The 2,086-nt window shown below is 67.6% G+C and carries 1 protein-coding gene and 1 pseudogene; both read right to left on the bottom strand.

Annotated elements, in window-relative coordinates; genetic code table 11:
- Positions 1-539, bottom strand: a pseudogene (locus AC5RV2_RS17365) (hypothetical protein); the annotation flags it as partial.
- 115 nt (positions 540-654) lie between these two features.
- Positions 655-1,701, bottom strand: coding sequence for an iron-siderophore ABC transporter substrate-binding protein (locus AC5RV2_RS17360; protein ID WP_494093370.1), 1,047 nt, complete (start codon positions 1,699-1,701; stop codon positions 655-657).
- Positions 1,702-2,086 lie beyond the last annotated feature (385 nt).

Raw genomic sequence — 2,086 nt, 5'->3', positions numbered from 1 at the left:
AAGTCCCGCTTGAGCAGCGCGGGCAGCATCACGTTGCAGACGGCAATGGCCGCACCGACCAGGAAGGTGCCGATCCACAGATTCGCGATGGCGCCGGTCAGCGAGGCCATCCGGTCCGGGAAGTCCCGCTTGAGCAGCGCGGGCAGCATCACGTTGCAGACGGCAATGGCCGCACCGACCAGGAAGGTGCCGATCCACAGATTCGCGATGGCGCCGGGCACCGGGCGCAGGAACGTCCCGGCCACCAACAGCATCAGGGCACCGAAAACCGTGCGCTCGACGCCGAACTTTTCGCTCAGTCCGTGCGCCAGCGGGGACACCGCGCCGAAGGCCAGCAGCGGGACCGCGGCGAGCACGCCCAGGGCGGTGGTGCCCAGCCCGGTGTCCGCGCCGATCTGGTCCAGCAGCGGGCCCACGCTGGTCAGCACCGGGCGCAGGTTGGCTGCCACCAGCAGGATGCCGGCAATCAGCAACCCGGCGGACAACGACTGGCTGGTCCCGCGGGTCTTCACCGCCCCCACCCCTTCCGCGATAGGCAATCTCCGGCAACCTTATGCGACGGGACAGGCAAAGGGGCACCCTGCCCGCGCCGGCACTGCTCACGCTGCGCGGAGGGAGCCCCTCGCCGTCGTCCTGGGGATCGGCGGCCGCGGACTACTTGGCGGCGGCGTCAGCCGCGTCAGCGGCCTCGGCGAGCATGGGCAGGAAGGTATCCAGCGCCCACGGCAGGCTCAGCGGCGACGCGGCGGAAATGGACAGGGTCAGCGTATTGTCCGAGTCCGCCACCAGCGCGCCGTCTTTGATCGCCGGGATCTGGCCCAGCAGCGGGTCCTTGGTGATTTGCCGGGCGGTCTTGTCGTCCGGCACCCAGGTCACGAACACATCGGATTCCAGTTCGTTGGCCTTCTCGGCCGACCAGGGAATGAAGAACTCGTCGGAGCCGGCGGTGGCCTCGGTGACAACATCCGCCTGGACCATGCCAATGCTGGTGAGGAACTTCGGCCGGTTGTCGTTGGCGGTGTAGACGTTCACGCCGTCGCCCTTGGCCGGTTCAAGGTTGCCGTAGATGAAGCTCTTGCCAGCCAGCTGCGGGTACTCCGCGGCCTTGGCCACGATGGTCTGCTCGGTTTCGGCCACCAGGTCCTCGGCTTCCGCACTGCGTCCGAGCGCCTGACCGATCAGCCGGGTGGAGTCCTGCCAGTCCGTGCCGTAGGGAGTCTCCGGGTAAGCGACGACCGGGGCGATCTTGCTGAGTGTGTCGTAGTCCTCCTGGGTCAACCCGGAGTAGGCGGCAAGGATGACGTCCGGGGCCAGCTCGGCAATCTCGTCGAAGGCGATGCCGTCCACCTCCGAATACAGGGTGGGCGCATTCTCGCTGCCGATCGCGGCGCCCAGCTCCTCCAGCTTGGCGTCCCGCCACGGGGTGGACCCGTTCTCGTTTCCGCCCCAGTCTTCCTTGGGCATGCCGACCGGAACCACACCCAGCGCCAGCGACACATCGGAATTAACCCAGGACACGGTGGCCACGCGTTCGGGCTGCTCTTCGATCACCGTCTCGCCGAAGGCGTGTTCCACCGTCACCGGGAACTGGTCCGACGCCGCGGCCGACGGGCCTCCCTCGGAACCTCCGCCCGCGGGACCGGTGGAACAGGCGGTCAGGGACATCAGGACGACGGCGGCGGCAGCTGCCAATCCGCGCATGCGTGAAAGGGCCAACTCGGGCCTCCTCGGATCAAGGGATGGAAACAAAAGTAAGGGTAGCCTACGCTCACACTGATTAAGCAACTACTTCGTTGCGTATTTCGCCGCCGCTGCCCCCGGGGCTGCCGGCAGAGCCGGGCCGGTGCCGTCACGTTCCGGGGAACCAGCGAAATCCGTTGACAAAGAGACCCCGGTCACTGTGTCATAAGTGAAACCCATTCATTTCCGGCATCCGCCGGGTCAGAGGAGCGGCCATGGCGGCGGACTGGATCTTTCACTCCGGCAGGATCTTCGATGGACGGCGCCTGCTGCCCGGAGCCCCGGCCGTCGCCGTCGCGGACGGGGTGGTCACCGCCATCGGAACGGACGCCGAAGCCCGGGCGGC

The organism is Arthrobacter sp. Y3225116 (genome assembly GCF_059091245.1).
This window is presented reverse-complemented; position numbering and strand designations above follow the sequence as displayed.

Coding starts and splice junctions, on each gene's coding strand:
- AC5RV2_RS17360 (WP_494093370.1), bottom strand. CDS start 1,701: ATGCGCGGATTGGCAGCTGCCGCCGCCGTCGTCCTGATGTCCCTGACC.